This window comes from Bradyrhizobium sp. (assembly GCF_016462955.1).
Classification (GTDB): domain Bacteria; phylum Pseudomonadota; class Alphaproteobacteria; order Rhizobiales; family Xanthobacteraceae; genus Bradyrhizobium.
This window is the reverse complement of sequence record NZ_JAEMSD010000879.1, coordinates 1-1583: the sequence shown is the minus strand read 5'-3', so window position 1 is coordinate 1583 and position 1583 is coordinate 1. Positions and strand designations below refer to the sequence as shown.

Below are 1583 nucleotides of genomic sequence, written 5' to 3'. Positions count from 1 at the left end.
CAACGCCCCTTGGCCAGCAAGACCGGCTTGGCCCCGCCGGGAGCAGACAGGCCGAGCGCCGCGATCGTGGCCAACTCCAGCTCTTCGGCTGGCTCGTCCTGCGACCGCCACGCGAGTTTCCAAAGATGGCCTGATTCATCCCATGGCGAGGTGAGTTGGAAATCAACCGCCAGCGAGCGGACATCGCTCCTTTCGTCTTGCCACCGGACACGGCGCATCATCTCGCCTTGGTGCGCAGTGGCCTGGAAATACACGTGATTGATGCCCCCCTTCGGCAGGAGGTGAACAAATGGCGAATTCCCTTCCATCACGGTGACGCCGCCTCTACCGACCCATGGAGTTGCGGGCAAACGATCCTCCCGGCCCGAGCCAGTTTCATTGTCCTCAAAGCCCCAGCGTTGAATGAAACTTGCCTGGACCGAACGCGGTTGCTTCGCCTTCTCGCCTCCGATAGAGGGCATCGAGCGATTCCAGGCATCGAGGACGTTCTCGATTTTCCCCGGAGGAGACAGCGGAACGAGCAGCGAAGCATGCCTGTTTATCTCCGCGCCCGCGTAAGGATAGAGGGAACTCGCGAAGATACCGTAAAGCGAAAAATAGTCGCTTGCCGGCAGCGGATCGAACTTGTGATCGTGACAGCGTGCGCAGCTCATCGTCAGGCCCTGCAACGCCTTAAACGTCGTATCGATCGAGTCGTCGATGGTGAGGTGCTCGTCTGCGCCGGGGCTCGACCCAAAGCGCTTCGCCGTTGCCAGGAAGCCGGTCGCCACGATGCGCTCGCGATAGACCTTCTCGTCCAGCGCGTCCGGCTGTTTGAGCATGTCCGCCGCGAGCAGATCGCCGGCGAGTTGCTCGGTGAGAAAACGATCAAACGGCTTGTCGTCGTTGAACGCGGCGATCACCCAGTCGCGATAGCGCCACATGTCGTCAATTGGCCAGTCGGAGCTGCAGCCGGTAGTGTCCGCGTAATGGACGATATCGAGCCAGTAGCGCCCCCATTTCTCGCCGTAGGCGGAAGAAGCCAGCAGTCGCTCGACGACTTGCGCAAATGCCGCATCGTCCGGTTGCGGATCGTTCACGAAAGCGGTGATAGCCCCGGCCGTCGGCGGCAGGCCGGTGAGATCGAGCGTCGCGCGGCGCAGCAAGGTCCCGCGGTCGGTGCGGGTCGCTGGTCGCAAGTTGTGCTTCGACATTGCAGCGAACAGAAACGCATCGATGGGCGTTCGGGATATCTCGGGGAAAGCCGATTCCGGGACCGCCGGGTGGGTCACCGGCTGAAAGGCCCAATGCTTGCGTCCTTCGTCTAGGTCTTTGCCGGTTTTCTTCGCAACCCGCGGATCCGGCGCCCCCATCTTCACCCACTGCTCCAGCACGGCGATTTCATCATCGCTGAGTTTCTCTTCCGGCATCTGCAAATCCTCGTCCTCATGCCGCACGGCTTTGATGAGCAAACTCTCTTCTGGCTTTCCCGGCACGATCGCTGCACCGGATTCCCCCCCCTTTTCCCAGCCACTGCGTGAATCCAGCACCAACCCGCCTTTGATCTTCTTCTCATGCGAGTGGCATTTATAACAGCGCTCCAC

At 61.1% G+C, this 1583-nt stretch carries 1 protein-coding gene; it reads right to left on the bottom strand.

The window, feature by feature from the left end; all coding sequences use genetic code 11:
- Window positions 1-1583 (bottom strand): DUF1549 domain-containing protein (locus JHD07_RS39470; RefSeq protein WP_291632042.1); only part of this gene is annotated, 1583 nt, incomplete at both ends.